Raw genomic sequence first — 21,549 nt, forward strand, 5'->3', positions numbered from 1 at the left:
AGGATATATTACAGCTTTTACAGGTTCAATAAATACTTTATATGAATACAAAACGGGGGTATCTCTAATTTTAAGATACCCTCATTTTAAAATTTTTTTACTTAATACAAATCTTAGAAGAACTCTGTGTACAGTTCTGCTCCAAACTCTTATAATAATCCTGTTTATTTTCATATGGGAAAAAGTGACTTCCCGAAAACTCTTTCAAATTAAAAGAATTTGTCGTGACATTTCCCCAATTTTTCATACTACTTGCTGGTGCATCTGGATCATTAGTTCCGCAATGAGCAACAATCGGACCATGAAATAATTCATTACGATAATCAAAAGACTCATTCAAACGATAATCATTTTTCACTATTGGTAAAATATGTTGTAAAACTTCTTTATTTTCCAATAACTCTTTCGGTGTACCTCCTACTCGTATTAATTCTTTAACTAATTCACTATCATCCATATATGTTTGATAGTCATCAGGGAAATGATCTTGGGGTGCATGGCGACCTGCTACTATTAATAAATTCACTTTTTTTTTATATTTTTCTTCTAGTAAACAGGCTGTTTTAAAAGCAAGAATAGCTCCCATGCTATGACCATAAAAATATATTCGCGTTTGGTTTGTTACTCTGTTAATTGCTTCTGCAATTTGTGGCATCACATGAAGATAATCTGTAATATACTGTTCTTTTATTCTTGTTGATTTACCAGGTAGCTCTATCGGAAATACAGCTAAGTTCTGCTCCCATGTTTTCCAATTTCTAAAAGCGGCGGCACTGCCTCCAGCATGATGGAAGCAGAAAAGCTTATTACTATTTTCGTAATCTAACTCGTCCACAAAAGGAAACCACTTTTTAACGTCTACCACACCCATTCTTCATCCTCCTTGATATCCTTCATTCTTAATGGTTCTCGTTCCCGTATGTAAACTTTATGAGAGGGTCCTATTTTTCTGCCAATATCATTCCATAATTTACAAGCTGTTAAATAATATTGTGTTGTTTGATTAAAGTAAGAACGATTCCAAATATCTTCATAAAATGTTAGAAGAGAACGTTCAACGCTTTTAGGCCATACTTTTTTATAGTGATCTTCGAAGCTATTGTTTTGTGCAGTAAAGACAATCTCCTCTACTGGATAGCTTAGAAATTTATTGTCTATTCTCTTATTTAATATAGGAGATTCGTTTAATGACGAACTCATACACGGCATCCAATGCACTGAACCGTGCGTGTCCGGTAAATACAATGTTCCTCTATTCGTTCCTAAAGTCACTCTGTGCAATAAATAAATGTTACTTTCTGGATTAGCTAAATCCATTTGATTGAAAATACGTAATGTCACAGGGGTGTCCCGTATTTGTCCAGATAGCATATAGAAAGGATTATGCTCTGTAGGGTCATTAACTGGTTCAAATATACAGGATTGTAAATTACCAAGGGCTTGCCCTATAATATCTAGCATTGGAAATAATACTTGGATACTACAAGCCGCCTCTAAATAAATAATATCACTAACTTCTCTTAATGTTTTCGCCGTTTGTATAAAGGAATGTACAGCATCGACATTTGGATAAAAACTATTTAAGTGATATTTACAATTACCTACTTTCGCACTTTTAATTAGTTTTACATAGTCATCCTCATGAACAGGATGCTCCTGTATAACATGTATACCTTTCTCTAAAAATGCTTGTGCTATATTTGTCCCTTCTCCACCCACGATCGTTGATTTAACAACAACGCACGCAACATCCACCTGCTCATTTGTTATATCTTCTACTGTTGTGTAAAGTGGAACATTCAATGTATTGGCGAGTTCTTGCGACTGTTTACTACCCTTAGATAAAATACCTACAAGCTTATAAAGAGATGGTAAATTTAAGATTGCCTGCAAATAATAAGCACCGAACTTCGTACCACAAACGACTACTCTTAATGGCATCATAATATCCCTTCCTCCAAGTCTAGGTGATTTTCTGTCTGTGAAGTAATGATAAAATCTTCTATCACACTCTGTTCATGCAATTCTCGCATGACATTATTTGGATTCAATATGTCGCAAGCCCAATAAACTCCATTTTCCTGAATTATCCCTTCTATAATGGCTTCTACAGATAACGCACAAATAATTCCACTAATCGTAAAGCTATTTTGACAAAGTAATTGAGCTTGTCGTCGTATCGATTGTCCCTTAAATTTTCCAATCATCTCTATGACGAGTGTGTACCATGTTTGTCGAACAGGGAAAATGATAAGTTTTTCCATCAGGTCATCTACAATTTGATGTAAATGTTCAGGCGTATTTTTCATTGCTAATTGTATACATGCTTGTTGTAATAATGAAAAAACATCTTTATTTGGATAAATATTATGCCAATGTGCTTCGGCTATATGTAGCTTTTTTGCAAGGTGAATTGTTTCATTTGTTATATACCTTTGAGCATAGACTGTATTTTCCTCACCATTAATTGTCACATTTATTTTTTCTGTCTGTGCTATATCACGTACTATTTTTCCATCCTTATAAAAGGCATTCGCAGTACCAAAACCATAGATGGAGCTAAGCATTATATCAGCTGCTGCGCCTTTACTATATGCTTCTTCTCCTCCTGCATAGCCGCTTATTTTATCTATTTGATCAAATCCTTCTTGAGCTAATAGGCGAGGAAGAATCCCCGATAAACCGGGAAAACTTCCTGCTGAAAGAATCATTATATTTGTTAGCTCCTGTTGTATAAATTTCTTCTCCAACAAATCTGCCCCAAATGCATCGACATAATGGGCCCCAGCTTTTATGGCAGCTTGAGCCACTCTATCAATAATGCTATACGAGGGGCCTGCACAATTTAACACGATTGTACAACCTGCACAAAATGTCTCTAGCGCTATTTGGTCATATATATCTACCTGCATATATTCCATAAATTTGTCTAATTGAGAATGTTCTTTATGCTCACTTCTACTCCCACAGCGTAATGGATATTTATCTTTTAAATATCTTACAACCGCTTGTCCAACAGCCCCATTGTAGCCAATAATTCCTATTTTAAATTGATGGTTCATGGCTTACTCCTTTAAGCAGTAATTGAGCAGTCTCTTTCACATTAGGCTCCTGCAAACACGTAATATGATTACCATTTATAGGAATGATATTTAAATGACCAAATGTAATATCTCTCCAAAATTCTTCGTTTCTTGTACCAATTACCGGTAAAAAGGATGATATTTTATCAATACAACTAAATGCAACTACGTCTCCCATGAAAGGCTCGGTTCCATACGATACAACACCTTTAAAGCTTTGACAGAAGATTTGATATAGCGTTACCATTCGTTGCTTTTGAAAAGCTGAAATATCACCTTGCAAAGCTGGGACGGTAGTATATAAATCTACTAATCTCTGTTTAGGAGACTTGCTAGCAAGCTTTTGATAACATTGTGCAATTGGTGCAAACTCTCCGGTTAGATTGCATAAATCTTCAATTGTAATGGTATTCGCTTCTTTTTTGATTAAATCATGTAGTGCTTTTTTAAGTAATTCATCCTCGACATCGTGACCACTTTTTACAAGATCAGCGCCTATTAATAAACCAAATGTTCTTTCCATTAATAGATCATTTCGAAGCTTTGCATCACAAGGCGTAGTATCTATTGTAATGACTGGTTCAACTTGAACACCTTCTGCAAGTAACACCTTTGCCGTTTCAACAGCAATAAGCCCTCCCATACAGTACCCTATTAATACAAAGTTTGAAGCGTTTAGCTTTAACAATTGTTGCGCATATTTTTGCCCTAAATTTTGAATAAGTGTTTCAGGTGTATAGGCTAAATAATCTGCTTCATCACCAAAAATAAATCCTGCTATCGTGTCTTTGCGGTTAGGTTCATCTATTAAATAAGGGAGCAATTGATTGTAAGGTGTAAGTGTTCCCGTTCCATCGTGGAATAGTACTTTAATTTTTCCGCCAACCTCTCCTTCAGCTAATATAACGAAAGATGTTTTCGTATCTGAGGCAGTTTCATCCTGCATTGTTTGATGATTTTCAAGCGAGTGACTTATCTTTTCTGCAATTTCTGCAATAGTCGGTGTTTGTAAAATCTCTACCATTAATTGATCCCACTCCCAATGCTCCACTTCTGAAATTGTATCTCTCATTGCTGCCACAACTTGTGCAACTAGTAATGAATCGCCACCTGCTTGATAGAAGTTTTCATTGCGCCAAATACTTTCTCTATTTAGTGCTTTCGCCCAAATTTCTGCAATTCTTTTCTCTAAGTCACCTTGCGGAGATTCACCGGATTGTGCAATAAATGGATTGGATGCTTCTAGTCGACTTTGTAATGCACCTCGATCCACCTTGCCGTTTTCAGATAACGGTAGTTCACGAAGCACTTCAATATGCGCTGGTATCATATATTTTGGTAGTTGTCTTTCTAAATGTTGCTGAACCTCACTCGCATAAAGTCTCTTACGTTCACCTATAAATTGACCGACAAATACTGCCTGATTTGCAGCGGATAATGGATCATTTTTTGTAGGATATACACCGGCTATCTCCACCTCTGTTGCTGCAAATAACTCATGCCACTGTTCACGATTGAAAAATACTTGATCATTGTTTTTTCTAAAGTCTTCAAAATCATTTAGACCAGCATGAAATTCCATTGATGTAAGAAGTGAATAGTTTTCCCCAGTCGTATCTGCTACTATTAACGCTCCTCCTTCAACTGTCATTTCCTTAAATGTTTGTAACACTTGTGGAGCTTTCTTAGCGTTGTGTAAAACATTATTACATAAAATCAAATCAAAGGAAGATGCTTGAATTCCTTGAGACCAATAGGATTGATTGATATCATACAAACCATATGTAACCCACTTATAAGGTTCAAACGATTTTCGCGCTTCATTTAAAAAGAATTGTGATAAATCTGTAAAAACATATTCTACATTTTTATGATTTAATGTTGGTATTAACTCTAAACTTACACCGCCTACGCCAGCTCCTACCTCTAAAATTCGGAACGTTTTCTCTGGATAAGCCTTTCTAAATTCATCTACAATTGTATGGACAGCTTGAATTGTAACTTGATTTAATGAACGACTAATTAGGTTGTCTTTATATGCCGCTAAAGCAATATCAAAGCTTCCTTTAGGGAAAAATAAATCTAATGAATCAATATCCCCGCGAAGTAAACCTAAAAGATGCTTACTTGAATCTTCAAAGTAATCCACAAGTTTTTTTCCATACTGCATTTTTTCTTCAATGTCTCTCCATTTTAGCCAAGAGATTTCTGATGCATTGTGTGGTAAATCTTTATTGACTAGATAATAGTTTGACGTTGCTGGATTTTGCTTTATAAGATTTTCTTTACATAAAACATTCAGCCATCTTCTTAGTAGCTGATGGTAGTATGGATGTACTTTGACTATTTGCTGAATTTCACTTATAGAAAATTCTCGATCATCTATAAAAATATCTAAGTCTTGGAATGTTTTCATAATATCTAGTACGGCTGTCCAATTTGAAATTGTAGACCATTGTGCAAATAACTCTCGATCTACATTATGGGTCGCTTGATCTCCAGCGTTTTTAACTACAGTTGTTAATCTTTCTGAAGAAACCAATGTTTTTATTTGATTTGCATTTTTCCTTGATTGCACGAATGCTGAAATGTTAAATTCTTTACTTGCCAAATCTTTACTTGCAATAACCGCTGCATGCTCTATCTGCTGCATACGTTGCATAGAACTTTCAATTTCACTTAACTCAATGCGATGCCCATTAATTTTTACTTGAGTATCCTCTCTCCCTAAAAACTCAATCACACCATCTGGTAGGAATCTCCCTATATCTCCAGTTGCATATAAACGCTCTCCAGTGTAAGGATGGACAATAAATTTCGCTGTAGTATTTTTTTCATCCTGTAGGTAGCCGGTGGCAAGCCCCTCTCCCCCAATATATAAATCACCAATTGTCCAATCAGGGCATGACTCTAGCTCCTTATTCAACACATAAAAATATTGATTTGCTAATGGCTTACCATAAGGAATACTGTTCTTATAGGTAGTATTTATATCTATTGGATAATAAATAGACCAGATTGCTGCTTCTGTTGCTCCACCAAGGCTGATAAATTTCGCTTGTTCAAAATAATGTGCCATTTGTTTTGGTAATGTAACAGGTATCCAATCTCCAGATAAAAATACTAAACGTAATTTTTTATGAAGAGTTGTTGTCGTATCCTGCATGTATGCATGAAGAAGTTGCAATTGGGCTGGTACTGAATTCCAAATAGTGGCTTGATGAGATGTTAAAAGCTCCAACCAATGTTTTGGATCTTTAAGACGTTTATGCTCTGGTAATATAACGCTACCACCAACACTTAATAATCCAAAAATATCGTATACCGATAAATCAAAAGCTAAATTGGCAATTGCTAAAACTCGATCATGCTCTGTTACTTGGAAACGATGATTCATATCCATTATTGTATTCAGTACTGCCCTATGACTAACAATAACGCCTTTCGCTTTTCCTGTACTGCCAGACGTATGAATAATATAAGCTGGCTGTTCTACATCTACACGTACAGGAATTAACTGTGCTTCTAAAGCAGTGTTTAATTGCTCGACTTCAATAAAGGAAAGAGATTCTTGTTCGTATAAATCACTATGGCTAGCATGACCTAAAATAAAAGTGGTTTGTGATTCACTTATAATATTTTTTTTACGAGCAATCGGTTGCTCAATATCTAAAGGTAAATACACGCCACCTGCTGTTAATGTTCCTATTACAGCAGCAATTTGCCAAATACCCTTCTGTAAGTCAATTGCTACAAAATCTCCTTGCCGAACACCTTTATTAATCAATGCCTGTTGAATGGCATAAACATAACGACCGAGCTCCTCATATGTAAAATATTTACCATCTGCGTAAATAGCTATATTTTTAGCATATTGTGCAATAGCATCTAGCACATTGTCATAGAGTAACCCCTTAGGTAAATCAATCGTTGTTTTATTTACTTCATTTCTAATCTTTTGCATTGCTTCAGGTAAACCTAATAATTGACGTTCTGTCCATGCTGTTTCGTTAGTTGCAAGTTTTGTTAAGTGATCTACAAAAAATTGAAAGGCTGAATCGATTAGCCCACTTGGAAAAATACCTTCACGTACATCCCAATTTATTAATATTCCATCCGGTTGTTCAGATACTTGACAATCAATCCATACTTGAGGTGTTTGACTAATTTTATATGCTAATTTCAACTTAGGCTCATTTTCAGACATATGACTATTCGCGTCTGCACCTAATGTACTTGTATAAACTACCGGTATAATAACATCACGATTACGATGTCGCTTTAATTCACGCAATACTTCAATTCCTGAAAAATCACGATACTCTAAGTCTGTCCATAGCTGCTGTTGTATTTCAGCCGCATGCTCATAAAATGCTCTATCTCTTTTTGCATGTATTTCTAACAGATTGATGGTCGTAAAATCTCCAATTACATCATGAATTTGAGCATGAATATTAGGTCGATTAAGCATCGTTATATTCATACAAAAGTGAGATTGTTTTGACCATAAGCCAATAATTTCAGCAAAAGCTGTTAAAATAATACTGGAAGGAGTTAGCCGATGATCTTGTGCCTTCTGACTTAAAAATTGCCATTTATGATTAGGTAACAGGAAATTAAATTGTTCAAAACGATTTGTATTGCTATCAATTTTGTCGCTTTGAACGGGTAACTCTGGCGCCTCTGGGAAAGTCTCTAAACGACTAGTCCAATAATTTTTAGCTTTTTCATTGGCAATCGAGCGATCATGTTGTTCATATTGTTGTATCATGACATCTCTAAATTGAATTTCTAAAGCTGGTAATGGAGTATTTTCTGTATAGTAATAGTGTTCTAATTCTGCTATTAATACATTGATACTGACAAAATCAGCAATTAACATATCAATAGATAGATGAATAACACTTTGATTTTTTTGCTGTGTAAGAACTAGGTCATACAACGGCCATTTATCAGGAGCATATTGCTTAACAGATAACTCATTTCTTACATGTAATAATCGTTGATTGGCTACTTCAGGTACTTCATCTGATAAATCAATAACTTGTATAGTTGGGGGCTCTACGTTTTTTAATACTTGCTGATAACCCTCCTGATACACTATCGCACGGAGCATATCATGTCGCTTTATGACTTGGTGCCATGCCTTTTCAAGCCGTGTAGGATCAAAAGTAGTGCCAACTAGTTCTGCATATACTTTACAACCTACTCCTCCATAACGATAATTGTTGCTTCTACCTACTAAATAGGCTGATTGAATATCAGTAAGCGGAAAGGTATCATAGCGTTTTTCAGTATCATGAATAATTGATTGTTGTTCCTTCTGTAAATAATCAAGGAGTTGCTCTTTATATTCTTTCAATCGCTCTTTACGTTCATTTGTAAGTACACCAGTTGGAGCCTTAAAATGTAATTTTCCATCTTCTACCCAAAGGTTCACTCCCAGCTCGCTATACTCCTCTAATAATTTTTTCATGTTATAATATTCCCTCCTGATATTCGAAGTCCTTTTTCACAACTTCTATTAGATAGTCATCTTCTTTTAATAAATAAAGTGCTTTGATCGTTAATCCACTTTGATGAAATAGCGCCTCAAATTGGGATTGTGTTCTTTCCTTACCTCCACACATCGTCCAAATATTTAAATCAGTCATATATAAATGCGAGGCATTTCCTTCAATAACCTCTGGTAATAATTTTTCAATGATAGTTAGTGTAGAATTTTCACCCATACTTTGAGCGATATTACGTAAAATTGTAATTGCTGTTTCATCCTCCCAATCATGAAGGATTCGAGATAAAATATAAAGATCACCCAATTTAGGTACCTCTTGAAAAAAGTCTCCTGCCTGAAATGTACATCGACTGTTGATGCCGTAAAGCTCCAATTTTCCTTCTGCCTTTTGTTGTACATGTTGCAGATCTATTACAATCCCTTGAGCATTGCGGTAAAATCCCAAAAATTTCGCAATTATCTCTCCAGATCCTCCACCAACATCGATAATTTTTTTGATACAGTACCAATCTTTTTTTTCTGCAAAATATGCTTCTAGTTGAAGCCGTTCACTTGTTTTACTCATCATCTTATTAAACACTTCAAATTTTTCATTTTGCTGTACTTGCGCTTGAAAATAAGACTGTTGTTCTACTAATTGATAAGGGATTTTCTTCGTTTTCATCGATTCATAAAGCTTCGACCAATAAGGCATTGCCTGTCTGCCTGTGAATAATAAAAAATCCTTTAATGAATCACTTGCTTGTCCTGATAATTTCTCTCCTAAAGGAAGTAATTTAAAATAATTATTTTCTTCCTCCATATATTTCAAAGCTACTAATGGTCGCATAAAACGAAAGAGCATTTCTTCGTCAAGCGCTAATTCCTGTGCCAATAACGTTACATGCTTTCGTTCATCGAATAAGGCATCAAATATTCCTAATTCACAAGCTGTATATAGCAAATAAGAAGTAGAAAAGCCTTGAATAGTTGAACGTATCATACTTTCTTGTATATCCATAGTTAATCTCCTTATTAATTACTGCTGCTATCTGCCATCAATTTATACCATCTACAAATAGTATTTTCTACGATATTAATAAGGGCATATAGCCCTCCTCCTAATAAAGCTAGCCCTATTACACCTGCATACATAGCTAAGTAATCTCTACTATCCATTCGATTTAAAATGTAATAACCTAATCCACTAAATGATGCAAAGGTTTCAGCTATAAATAGGATTGCTAATGCTGTTCCTAATGAAGCTCGCAAGGAAGTCATTACGCTCGGTAAGCAATAGGGTAGTGTCAAATGGCACAGTGTTTGTAGTTTTGTAGCGTTCAATGATTGAATAACTTGTTTCTGAGCATAAGGAATTCCTTTTGCGGCATCACGAATTACTACTACCAATTGAAAATAAAGAACAAAGGCAATTAACATGATTTTTGGGACATCCCCTAATCCAAATAGCACGAGAATAATTGGTAAAAAAACAACTTTTGGGATAGGATAAAGCACATATAATAAAGGACTTAATAAAAGATCTATCTTTTTATTCCACCCCATAAGTAAACCTGTAGGAATCGCGAAAAAGAGAGCACAGATTATACCGATACCTACTCGATAACTACTTATGAAAAAATGCTGTGTTAATTCACCACTAGTTACTACTGTTAAAAATGATTGTCCCGCTTCAAAAGGTGTAGGTAAAAAAGCTTTATTCAATGAGATGCTAGATAGATGCCATAATAAAATAATGATAATGGTAGCGATGACTATACTATATGTCTTCTTCACATGGCTCTCCCTTTAGTAATTGTTTAATTCGTTGTTGTTGACGATACATGAAAGCAGGATTACGTCGCTCCTCTATCTGATAATCATTCTCAATGGTGCCTGCAATTGTTTTTCCATTCGCGTGAAAGACGACGATGCGATCGCTCATCATCAACGCTTCATCAATGTTATGTGTCACAAATAGGAGCGTTAAATTTCTTTCATGACGTATTTTCTGCAATGTTAGTATTAATTGCTCCTTCGTTAAAATATCTAACGCTGAAAATGGCTCGTCCATTAACAAAACTTTTGGCTTTTGGATTAAAGCTCTCCCTATTGCAACCCTTTGCTGCTGTCCCCCGGATAGTTGAAAAGGATAACTGTACTGCTGATTGTGAATATTCAATTGTGATAAAATAAATTGTGTCTCTTTTTCCCGTTCCTGCTTAGGTCGTTTGGCAAGCTTTAAAGGGAGAGCTATATTATCTTTCACCCTTTTCCATGGGAACAGGCCGTAATTTTGAAAAATAATCGCTATCTCCTGCTGTGGTCCTTTCAATTCTTTTCCATCAAAATAAACGGTTCCATTACTCGGTTTTTCCAAACCAGCTACAATTTTTAATAAAGAGGATTTCCCACTACCAGAAACACCAACAATAGCTACACATTCACCAGAAGATATTTGAAGGTTAATGTTTTGCAGAACATTAACCTTACCTGAGGCTGTCTTGTACGCTAAGTCTACATGCTGAATTCTATACACGACATATCCCCCTTTTTATTGTTCTTCCAATGACGTTTCTACTAGATCTTCATATGGAAAAGCTTTGTCCAATAATCCTCTAGAAACTAACCAATCAGATATACGCTCGACATTTTCTTGTACTGGCACACAATTAGGAGTAAAAACTGGAACTGCATAATGCCCTTTTAAAATTTCCGGTACGTTTGCCACTTTTAGAGCAAGTTCAAAGTATTTTTCTGGGTGCTGATTTAACTGTTTAATCGCTTCGTTGTAAGCTCTTAGGAAGTTTTCAATCACAGCTCTATTTTCTGTTATGTTTTTTTGTATCATAACGATGACTGATTGGGAAAAGTTCTCTCCAAGTGTTGTATCATCAATGACAATATTTGCACCTTGTGCAACAGCATAGCTTGCCAATGGCTCAGGTAATATAGCTGCTTGCGCTTCTTTTCCAGCTAATACTGTATCTACACGTAATGAAAGATTCGGAAGATGAATTTTCGTTATTTCAGAAGAATCTAGTTTCAAATGTCGTTCATATTGCTCCATTAAATAATCCATCATTGTATTCTCAGAGATCATGACAGATTGCCCTACTAGCTGCTTCGGTTCAACAATAGAGCTATGTGGAGAAGAAACGACTAAAAATCTTCCTTCCTTCTCCGTCGCACCTAATGCTAATGCAATCGTTTTAACATCAATGCCCCCCTTTTTTATTAAATTTTGAACGATCATATCAGTCATCATGCCATCTAGCTCACCAGCCTCCATCGCCTTCGATTGATCAGAGGCACTGCCAAACTCTATAAGCTCAACATCGGCACCATATTTTTGGAAAAGCTGATCCTTCTCTGCAACATAAAGAGGCAGACTATCATCGATACGCAACACACCTATTTTTAGTGAAGAATGCTTGGTCATTTTTGTATCTTCACTACACCCACTTATGCAAGCCAAAATGACAATCATAAAAATTATTCGAGAAAGGTGATATTGTCTCATAGAGCACCTTCCTCCATAGTGACACTGTTTTCCTCAACGAATGCTGCTAGTTGTTCAAGACGTGAATGAGTGAATAATGTTTGAATAGAAAGCGATATATTAAATTTCTCCTTTATTTTTCCGATGATTTGAATGGCCATTAAAGAATTACCTCCACATGCGAAGAAATCATCATCAATTCCAGGATGTGAATAAGACAATATTTCTTCCCAAATTTTCGCTATTTCTTTTTGCATCTCTGTAAAAGGCTCTCTATATTCAGATGACTCCTCTTGCTCTAGAGGTAACTGTTGTAAAAGTTTACGGTTAACTTTTCCGTTCTCTGACAGTGGCATTTTATCAATATATTTGTACACAGTAGGTAACAAATAATTAGGTAATTTTTGTGCCAATAAATTTTTGGTTTGTTCAATAGTTAGACCATTTTGTTCATCTTCTAATACTACATATGCCACTAATATTGTTGCTCCATTACGTTTATGAACAATTGTTGCCGCTTCATTCACAGTAGGCAATTTAGCTAGGTGATAATCTATTTCACCTATTTCAACCCGATAGCCATTTAGTTTAATTTGTGAATCTGCTCTCCCTAAAAATTCAATATTGCCATCAGGTAAATATCGTCCTAAATCTCCTGTATCATATAGACGTTCTTTTGTAATTGGGTGAAGTAAAAATTGGTCATTTGTCCGCTCTTCATTTTTCCAATACCCCATAGCAAGTCCTAATCCTCCGATATACAATTTCCCTGGTACATTCACAGGACAAGCTGCCATTTGATCATTTAGTATATAGTAATATTGATTGGCTAAAGGTTTGCCATAAGGTATGCTCTTCCAATCCCTATTTACTGTTTGTATATCGAAACTATTTGACCATATAGACGCCTCCGTCGCACCACCTAATCCCAATATTCGAGTCTTTGGCGCAATTTCCCAAACATCTGTAGGCAAGCTTAATGAAATCCAGTCACCACTCAATAACACAGCCCTTAGTGTTGGATACTGAGCAGACTCTATATTCCTACTATATTCTGTTAACATTTGCATAAAGGCCGGCACTGTATTCCAAATGGAGATGTGATGATTTTGTATTAATTTTTTCCAATATGCAGGTTCTTTTACATGCTCCGCTTTTGGTATAACAATTCCACCACCAGCAGCAAGTATGCCAAAAATATCGTATACGGATAAATCAAACGTTAGGTTAGATAACGCAAGAATACGATCCTCCGTACAAACAGCAAGTCGATGATTAATATCTAATACTGTATTTACTGCACCTCTATGATCAATCATGACACCCTTCGGCTTACCAGTAGAACCCGAAGTATAAATGACATACGCTAAATCTGAAGGCAACAAGTCAGGACTATCGACTAGACATTCTTGATGTGCACATTTAGCATCAACGACCGTCACATGATAATCATTTAGGAAGGGTAGCTGTGTGAGTATATGTGCTTGTGTTACTATGGATTGAACTTCTCCTTCTTTTAAAAGAAATTCCATTCGTTCAATAGGCATTGTACAATCAATCGGTAAATATGCCTTCCCTGCTTTAATAATCCCCAATGCAGCAACTATTTGTTCCCATCCTTTTTCCATAACAATAGCAACTAATTTCCCTTTAGTACTATCCCGTTCAAGTAATGATTGAGCAGTATGATTTTTTAAATGACATAACTGTTGATACGTAATAGTTTTTTCTTCTGAGAACACTGCGATATTAGTAGGATTTTCAGCTATTTGTTTTTCAACAAGACTTAACAACGTCTCATTTGATATTTCTGTGTCCTGCCCTTTAATTTTTCCTACTTGCTCTTGAGATGGTAAACGCACAAGACTTCCAATTCTTTTTTTCCATAAATCTTCCTTCGTAGAAAGCTCTTTTAAAATACTGATGTATGCCTCAAACATGCCAATGACTAAATGCTGTGGGAAAATCTCCTCTATTGCATCCCAGCTTAGCCATAGTTCACCTTTTTGCTCTGAAACTTGATGATCAAGCCAAACTTGAGGAGTTTGAGATAATCCATATACAATATCTCCTAAATAGCCACCCATTGTTGTTGCCCCATTATTTTTTTCAAGCCCTAATCCACTCGTAAAGACAAATGGCATCATAATGCCCATTTGACGATTCCACTTTTTAGCTATTGCACGCTCTACATATACACCACCCACATAAGGATGCTCTAAATCCTGCAATAGTTGCTTTTGAACATTTCTAGCACGTTCTAAAAAAGATTCTCCTTTTGACATATCAATAGATAAAAGATTAAGCGATGTAAAGTCACCTATAAGCTGTTCTACATCCGGTTCAAATAGCACACGATGGAAACGAGTAAGATTTATTGTAAATTTTGGTTGACTACTCCATCTTGCTAAAGTTTCAGCATAAGCAGCGATTAACAAGGATGCTGGAGACAAGTTCATTTTGGTAGCTAATTGCTTTAAGGCTAGCCATTGCTGTGAAGATAGTTTCTCTTCATATCTCGTAAACTTACAGTTAGATAAATCTCCTTTATAATCAAGTAGTGGTAAATCTGGTGCAGGGTACATATTATCAATGCGTTGATTCCAATATTGCATATCCTGCTCATACATTTCTGTTTCCCGAATTTTTTCATAAGCCAATATATAATCTCTGAATGTAGTTTGAAGCACTTGTAGTTTTGCAGAAGAATCATCATATAGGCGCTTCCACTCTTTAAATAAATAGAACATACTAAAACCATCAAAAATAATATTGTCAAAACTAATATGTAGTCTTGTTTTATGTTCATTTATAGTCGACATTCGAATATCAAACAATGGCCACTCACTTGGATTAAATGTTTGATGCTCCATCTCACTTCGCACTATTGTAAGCTGTTCTTTTTGCTGTTCTGTTGAAAGATTTGTAAGATTGTACGATGCAATAGAATAGTACTCTACAAACTCTTGAACCTGTTGGTGTTGTCCATCATTTAAAATGACGGCCCTCATCATATCATGATGTTGTATGAGACGATTCCATATTTGTTCCACTCTTACATGATTTAGAGCTGGGCAATCCATTTCAAAATAGCAGTGAGTGGATACATCACCGTATGCATAAATACCACTACGACCTAGCCAATACGCTTGTTGAACTTCTGTTAATGGAAATGGCTCGAAACGATCCCGCTCATTAGGCACTATAGTTGGTAGCTTTTTCTCCGTTTCTTCGTTTGTCTTTTGTAGCACTAATTCCCCTAATAACAGTGCCATCTGTTGAAAAACAGGTTGATTGAAGATTGCTTCTAAGCTAATTTTGACAGCAAATTGCTCTTTTATTTTTGCACTAAGCTGAGTAGCTAATAATGAATCCCCGCCTAGCTCAAAGTAATGATCACGTATGCCAATTGCATCTACCCCTAATACTTCGGTCCATATTTCTGCTAACCTTATTTCGATTGGGGTTGCTGGTGCAATAAATTCTTTTGTAGCTAAATTGACTTGCTCAATTTCAGGGATTGGTAATGCTGCTCGATTCACTTTGCCATTGGCCGTAATAGGTAACTCCTCTAATGGAATAATTACATGAGGAATCATATAACTTGGTAATCGTTTTTCTAAATAATGTTTAAGTGGCTCTAGCTGGAATTCTGAAAATGATTGTCTTTCAACTTGAGCTACAAATAAATACTGAGTAAAGGCTGTATCAATAGACTGAAGCGTAATATTTGTGAAGCCCTCTTCTTTAAAAATAGAGAGCCAACGATCTTCCGATAGTAATGGAAGACATGTCTTTTCCCGTTCATCCTTATAATGTGTAAAACCATCTTCTAAAAATGCTGTACTGACTAATTGCAGAGGATTATTCTCCGTCATTTCTAAATTAACGAATAGCCCACCATGCTTTAATAACTTCTTTAAATCTTTAAGTGAATTTCTAATATGGACTGCTCTATGCAAAGAGTGCGACGCCACAATCAAATCATATTCACCATCTATAAAGCCTTGAGAAATTGGACATTTATTTATATCAAGTACTTTAAAATGGATATTGGGCTGTAAACCTACTATTTTTTGAACACGATTTATAAAGTAGTTGGACTCATCTGTAGCAGTATAATGAATCTCATCTTTTGAAAAAGTCTCTGCTAGCATACGAAGTGTGTTCGTATGACGCACCCCAACCTCTAATATTTTGAGTGGTGCTTGGCGTTCTGTTCGATTACTTAAAACAGTTTGAATCAGAGTCGCTATTAAATCCTGCTGTTTTTTTCCATCAGACATGTTTTCAGTCAATTGTTCTAAAGGATGTATGTTATGATGAAGCAATAATTCTAAAGGCTCTAGTTCACCCGTTAAAAGTGCATAGCTTTTTTCAAAAAAGTCAGAAACAAACGCCCTTATATATGTTGTTTGCATTTTCTCTAAACTACTAAACTGTTCGTCACTATTAACGATTAAGCATTGTTTATTATGAATAGTAGATCCTTCACAAGAAACTAAATTGTTTTTTTCTAAAAAACTAAACCATTGATATATTAAACTTTGATATCTGCTGTTAATTTTTTCTCGCTCTATTATTTTTAAAATATTGTAACGAACATCTTTTTCTAGCGGAAATCCTAATTTGGAAATTATTTTACCAATCATTTCCACAGTAAGATATTCACAATAATCCTTTAACAACCGATAACGATTTTCATTCTCATTGTAAGTTTTAGTAAAATCCCCATTCGCTTTTAATTGAACAATATAAGACCAATCAATCATTGGTTTATTATATTTAATAGTTTGTGCTTGCTCTTTTTCAGAACTACTTACAATATAAGCGGCTAAATATTGGTTTTCCTCTCCTCTGACCGTGACAGCAGCATCCTCAACTATTTCATAACTTCTAATAGCACTTTCGATTTCACCTAATTCAATACGGTGACCCCGTACCTTTACCTGTGAATCATTTCTTCCAAAAAACTCGATAAGGCCGTTGTTCCAAAATCGACCGATATCCCCTGTCTTATACCAACGAATACCTTTCTCTTCAATAAAGCGTTCAGTAGTTAATTGTGGCTCTCCTACGTATCCTTTGGCTACACCGGCACCTCCTATCCACAGCTCACCTGCTTTCCAACTCGGACAGTCTTCCCCACTTGTATCAATAATTCTATAAAACTGATTTTTCAGGGGTCTTCCATAAGGGATTGAACGCCAACTTGCTGGTATTGGATGATTGACATCATAATAATTGGACCAAATTGCCGCTTCTGTCGCACCGCCCATTGCTACTAATAGCCCTTTCGGTGCTACTTTTAACAGTCTCTCAGGAATATCTAAACTAATCCAATCTCCTGACAACATCACAATACGTAAATTTTGACAAATCATTTTTACGCTCTCGGCTTCTATTAATAACATCTTCAATAAAGCAGGTACTGAATTCCATAATGTAATACGGTAATTACATATTAACTTTAACCAAATATCTGCGTTTCGAGCCGTATCGTCTGATATAAGGACAAGGCTACCACCAACACTTAAAAGACCAAATATATCATATATAGATAAATCAAAATCTAATGATGATAATGCTAGAATACGATCTTCTTTGCTAATATCATATTTTTTATTAATATCTGCAATTGTATTCCAAGCGGCCTTATGACTAATTTCTACACCTTTTGGTTCTCCCGTTGAACCTGATGTGAAAATAATATAAGCAGAACTGTTTACATCTACTTTAGGAAACTTCACATGACCAAATTGATGTATCTGTTCCATCATAATCATAATAACTTGTACTTGTTCAATATCTTGGTACTTTTCTTCGTAGGAGGCCGTTGTTAGAATAAACGAAACATTTGCCTTCTCAATAATTTTTTTATAACGTTCAATCGGCTGTGTCACATGTACAGGAACATAACAGCCTCCAATAGCTAGTACTCCTAAAATCGCTTGTATTTGCTCTAATCCTCTTGGCAATGAAATAGCTACTCGATCACCTTGTTTAAAACCATTATGTAACAGGGCCGCAGCAACCTTTTCCGCTTGTAATGACAGCGTCTCATAACTAACTTCTTTATGACTTATTCCATCTATAAGCGCTATAACTTGTGGTTGTTGCTTTGCTTTTTCGAAGAAAGACGTGTGCAAGCCTTGAGCATGATCTTCTATTGTGGCATTATCAATTAATTGACGTCTTACTTCTTGTGCTTTTGTTTCGATAGCTGGCTGTTGAAGCCAATGCTGTTCATCTTCAATTAACCAATCAATAGTTTTGATAAACAGTTCAAACATGTCATCCAACAAACCTGAAGGGAATAATTCATCTAAACCATCCCAAATACATAACAAACCATCATCCATATCAAACATTTGGAAATCCAACCAAACTTGTGGCGTTTGTGAAATCATATAATGAATAGTACCAAATGCATCTTTAAACTCCTCATTTATAAGTGGTACGCCTAAATTACATGAAAAAACTATCGGAGCAAACACTTTTTCATCTGGGAAATACTTAGCCATATCCCGTTGAATTTTCACACCTGAATAAGCGGTATAGTTTAAATCTTGATGAAATTGCTGTTGTAAACTTTTCGTAAATGCTAAAAAATGTTGTCGATATTCACTATCGACTTCCAATAATAGTAGCGTAGTAAAATCAGCTACAACTTGCTCTATCTCTTCAGACAAAGTATCTCGGTTAAACAATGGAATATTAATAATAAAACGAGATTCACTGCTCCATTTACTTAATGTATAGGCATAAGCTGCTAACAATACCATTGCAGGTGTGACGTTATGGTGTGAGGCAGTCAATTTAAGCTCACTCCAAGATTGTTCTTCTAAAAAATGCTCCCTTCTTGTAAATTTAGGGGTGTGTTGTATCAACTCAGCATTGTTTGATAACGGTAGTTTTGGACCTAATGGCAAAGTAGTTAACCTGTTTTTCCAATAAGCCTCTGCGTTGCTTTCTTCATTGGCAATTGCTAGTGCTTTATCATGTAGATATTTTGCAAAGTTCCAATTTTCAGGTGCCTTCGGTTTTTGCTGTCTAGAATAAGCTGCCGCTAAATCTCTTAAAATGATTTGGAAACTTTGAACATCAGCTACAAGTAAGTCTATATCAAAATGGAGACGAGTTTTACCATTTGGTAATAGAGATAACTGTAAGCAAGCTACTTCCCCTTGATCAATTGCCAATAGCCGGTGTGAGGTATTAGCGCGAATAGTTTCTAGCTTTTTGCTAATCTCGACTTGCGGGCAAGTTGTAAAATCGTGGACATCAATAGTTGTAAAAGGTGATTCTTTTAAAATTTGCTGTTGACCATCTTCTGTATATTTGACACGGAGCATAGGATGATGCTGAATTATTAATGCCCATGCTGCTTTAAGCCGCTCTATATCAATATTCCGCCCATCAATTTCCATATAACCATGACAGCCATTTCCACCTAAATATTGACCGCTTTGTCGTCCAACCCAATAAGCATACTGTACATCTGTTAATGGAAAAGGTTCATACATATTAGCTACTGTCTTATCTTGATTTTCTAATAGTTCGTTATCATTATTAATTGTATATACATAATCTCTATTTATTAATTTATTCCAAGCACTTAAATACGGCTCGGATATTAATTCTTTAAAGGTAATTGTTACCCCAACTTTTTTTAGTTTGCCAACTAATTTCATCACTTGTAAGGAGTTTAAGCCTAATTCTAATAAATTTTGATCCTCATGTATTTCTTTCTGTATACCGAGTAGATGATTGACTTCCAACGCTAGACTTTGGATATTATCTAGATCATTCTTTAATCTCAATACTTTGACGCCTCTCTTTCTATAGTAATCTGTTTTAATTTGTTCTTATCAACCTTCCCTACATTTATAAATGGTAACCGCTCTACATATATGATTTGATCTGGAAGTTTATATTGAGCAACGCCTAGTTGGATTAGAAAACTACATATCTCATCTCGTTCAATTCTTTGTCCATCCGTAACTAAAAATGCACAAATGTTCTCTCCTAACTCTTTATCTGGCAAACCGATAACAGCTACATCTTTAATAATTGGATGTGCTTGTAGAAAGCTTTCGATTTCAGAGGGTATAATATTTTCACCTGCACGATTAATTTGTTCCCTTACTCTACCAACAATTTGTATATTCCCCTCTGGTGTTATACGTGCTTTATCACCAGTACGTAAAAAATAATTTATTGTGAAAATATCAGCATTTAAAGCAGGTGCTTGATAGTAGCCCCCAAATGTATACGGTCCTTTTGCCACCAATTCCCCAAGCTCACCCTGAGGAACTTCTCTTCCTAGCTCATCTATAATCTTTATTTCATCACCTAAAGAAATTGCTCGCCCTTGACAGCTCGTAACAGTTTCTAAAGGATCATTTAATGCTGTGAAGCAAGTTATTCCTTCCCCTAATCCATATCCTTGTTGTATTTTACATTGAAATTTATCCATAAAATGAACAGCTGTTTTTTGCTCTATGTGAGCAGCACCAATTAAAACAACCTCTAAACTCGACATATCCAATTCTTCATACCATTCAAAAGCTTCTAACCATAAGCTAGCTATTGTTGGTACAATTGAGGTATGTGTCACACGTTCCTTTTCTATTTCTTGAAATGCTTCATCAAAGCTAGAAGTTTGACATAATACCACTTTGCCTCCTGTAAAAAGAGTGCCTAATATGCCTGGAGAGCATAACGGATAATCATGTGAAATAGATAGTACTGCCATGTATACAGTTTCAGGAGCCATCCCACATTTTTCAGCAGAGGCTAGTGCATTGTAAGCATACGCCTCATGGATTTTCGGAATAATTTTCGGAATACCTGTAGTGCCACCAGACAATAAATATAACGCAGTATCTCTATAATGTGGTAAATCACTAACCACTAATGAATAGCTACTTTCTTTAAGCTGATCTAATGTTACATGTGTAAAAGTTGCTGGCCACTGTACGGTAGATTTACCAACCGTCACAATATATCGAATACTTTTATGCAGAGGGATGATTTGTGCAGCCATGCACTCATACTGAATACCAAGATGAGCGTTGCAACATATATAAGCTGTTGGCTGTACCATCTTTGCGATTGTATCAATTTCTATTTCTCTATGAGAAGGTAACATCAGAACAGGCTGCACACCTATTTTTAGTAGACTAAATAATACAGTAATAAACTCAATTGTATTTGGTAATTGTAATAAAACCCGATCACCCTGCCGCCAACCTAATGACAAAAAGCCTGTCGATAATTGCTCAATTTCTTGAAGCAAGTCTTGATAAGTTAGGCGTCGATTTCCTTCCACAACTGCTATGTTATGAGGAAATTGTTCAGCGATAATTTCTAGCTCTTCCATTAATGTTTTCTTTCTTAAGAAACCCAATTGCTCATATCGTTCAACCTCATGTAAATACCAATCCATTTGTGAAGACATGCTTTTC

At 35.6% G+C, this 21,549-nt stretch carries 10 protein-coding genes; all 10 read right to left on the minus strand.

What is annotated here, in order from left to right; all coding sequences use genetic code 11:
- Nucleotides 1-97: 97 nt before the first annotated feature.
- The 10 genes from ACYQ73_RS17145 to ACYQ73_RS17190 are packed head-to-tail and all read right to left on the minus strand — an operon-like array spanning nt 98 to nt 21,542.
- Nucleotides 98-871, minus strand: coding sequence for a thioesterase II family protein (locus ACYQ73_RS17145; protein ID WP_460013608.1), 774 nt, complete (start codon nt 869-871; stop codon nt 98-100).
- Nucleotides 859-1,944 carry a Gfo/Idh/MocA family oxidoreductase gene (locus ACYQ73_RS17150; RefSeq protein ID WP_460013609.1) on the minus strand — a complete coding sequence of 362 codons (1,086 nt, stop codon included), beginning with the start codon at nt 1,942-1,944 and terminating at the stop codon, nt 859-861. The genes ACYQ73_RS17145 and ACYQ73_RS17150 overlap by 13 nt, the downstream gene beginning before the upstream one ends.
- Nucleotides 1,941-3,062 carry a saccharopine dehydrogenase NADP-binding domain-containing protein gene (locus tag ACYQ73_RS17155; RefSeq protein WP_460013610.1) on the minus strand — a complete coding sequence of 374 codons (1,122 nt, stop codon included), beginning with the start codon at nt 3,060-3,062 and terminating at the stop codon, nt 1,941-1,943. The genes ACYQ73_RS17150 and ACYQ73_RS17155 overlap by 4 nt, the downstream gene beginning before the upstream one ends.
- On the minus strand, nt 3,046-8,559 hold the full coding sequence (locus tag ACYQ73_RS17160) for an amino acid adenylation domain-containing protein (RefSeq protein WP_460013611.1): 5,514 nt from the start codon (nt 8,557-8,559) through the stop codon (nt 3,046-3,048). Before ACYQ73_RS17160 ends, ACYQ73_RS17155 begins: the two co-directional genes overlap by 17 nt.
- Before the next feature lies 1 nt (nt 8,560).
- Entirely contained in the window at nt 8,561-9,598 is a 1,038-nt protein-coding gene (locus ACYQ73_RS17165; RefSeq protein WP_460013612.1) for a methyltransferase, read from the minus strand.
- Between the two features lie 14 nt (nt 9,599-9,612).
- Nucleotides 9,613-10,374, minus strand: a complete 762-nt coding sequence (locus ACYQ73_RS17170; RefSeq protein ID WP_400941074.1) for an ABC transporter permease — start codon at nt 10,372-10,374, stop codon at nt 9,613-9,615.
- Complete coding sequence (locus ACYQ73_RS17175) at nt 10,358-11,116, minus strand: ABC transporter ATP-binding protein (RefSeq protein WP_460013613.1); 759 nt, start codon at nt 11,114-11,116, stop codon at nt 10,358-10,360. Before ACYQ73_RS17175 ends, ACYQ73_RS17170 begins: the two co-directional genes overlap by 17 nt.
- Nucleotides 11,117-11,131: 15 nt before the next feature.
- Nucleotides 11,132-12,100 carry an ABC transporter substrate-binding protein gene (locus ACYQ73_RS17180; protein ID WP_460013614.1) on the minus strand — a complete coding sequence of 323 codons (969 nt, stop codon included), beginning with the start codon at nt 12,098-12,100 and terminating at the stop codon, nt 11,132-11,134.
- Nucleotides 12,097-19,902: an amino acid adenylation domain-containing protein gene (locus tag ACYQ73_RS17185; RefSeq protein WP_460013615.1), complete on the minus strand. Its 7,806-nt coding sequence runs from the start codon at nt 19,900-19,902 to the stop codon at nt 12,097-12,099. Before ACYQ73_RS17185 ends, ACYQ73_RS17180 begins: the two co-directional genes overlap by 4 nt.
- Nucleotides 19,899-21,542, minus strand: a complete 1,644-nt coding sequence (locus tag ACYQ73_RS17190; RefSeq protein WP_460013616.1) for a (2,3-dihydroxybenzoyl)adenylate synthase — start codon at nt 21,540-21,542, stop codon at nt 19,899-19,901. The genes ACYQ73_RS17185 and ACYQ73_RS17190 overlap by 4 nt, the downstream gene beginning before the upstream one ends.
- Nucleotides 21,543-21,549: the final 7 nt, after the last annotated feature.

Source organism: Lysinibacillus sp. CTST325 (assembly GCF_054665055.1).

Excerpts from the sequence above, each read along its gene's own strand:
- ACYQ73_RS17145 (WP_460013608.1), bottom strand. The coding sequence starts at position 871 with ATGGGTGTGGTAGACGTTAAAAAGTGGTTTCCTTTTGTGGACGAGTTA.
- ACYQ73_RS17150 (WP_460013609.1), bottom strand. The coding sequence starts at position 1,944 with ATGATGCCATTAAGAGTAGTCGTTTGTGGTACGAAGTTCGGTGCTTAT.
- ACYQ73_RS17155 (WP_460013610.1), bottom strand. The coding sequence starts at position 3,062 with ATGAACCATCAATTTAAAATAGGAATTATTGGCTACAATGGGGCTGTT.
- ACYQ73_RS17160 (WP_460013611.1), bottom strand. The coding sequence starts at position 8,559 with ATGAAAAAATTATTAGAGGAGTATAGCGAGCTGGGAGTGAACCTTTGG.
- ACYQ73_RS17165 (WP_460013612.1), bottom strand. The coding sequence starts at position 9,598 with ATGGATATACAAGAAAGTATGATACGTTCAACTATTCAAGGCTTTTCT.
- ACYQ73_RS17180 (WP_460013614.1), bottom strand. The coding sequence starts at position 12,100 with ATGAGACAATATCACCTTTCTCGAATAATTTTTATGATTGTCATTTTG.
- ACYQ73_RS17190 (WP_460013616.1), bottom strand. The coding sequence starts at position 21,542 with ATGTCTTCACAAATGGATTGGTATTTACATGAGGTTGAACGATATGAG.